General features: G+C 66.4%; 1 protein-coding gene. It reads right to left on the bottom strand.

What is annotated here, in order from left to right:
• Window positions 1-71: 71 nt before the first annotated feature.
• The coding region (locus K728_RS0108800) for an NUDIX domain-containing protein (protein WP_024476469.1) at window positions 72-425 on the bottom strand (354 nt) is incomplete at its 5' end.

Raw genomic sequence — 425 nt, 5'->3', positions numbered from 1 at the left:
CCCGTCATTTCCGTTGACTCGACCCTTATGGGTTGGCCCGACCAGTTCTGGGTTGACTCGATCCGTACTGTCTAGGCGAAGATTGCGCTGCGGACCGTCTTGTTGTCCGGGTTGAGGGTGACGAGCACGTCCAGTTGTTCGCCGGCGATCACCGACCCCAGCCAGTGCCGTGCGTCGTCCCACATGCCATCCCACGGCAGGTCATCGACGGGATACCAGGCGGGGTCCACCTCGGCGGTGGGCTGCGGAGTTCCGGTCCACTCGACGGCGGTGAAGATCGCTGCGTCCATGTCGGCGGCCGGCTGGGCTGGGAACCGCCAACGGATCCGCCCCAGCTGGGTCAGTTGGGCCACGCCGACGACAACGCCGGATTCCTCCGCAACTTCCCGTACCGCTGCCTGGGGCGCGGTTTCGCCGGGTTCGAC

This window comes from Arthrobacter sp. CAL618, from assembly GCF_000468215.1.
In the GTDB taxonomy this organism is placed as follows: domain Bacteria; phylum Actinomycetota; class Actinomycetes; order Actinomycetales; family Micrococcaceae; genus Arthrobacter_D.
Note: the sequence above shows the minus strand (reverse complement) of the source record. Positions and strands in the feature narration are given on the sequence as shown.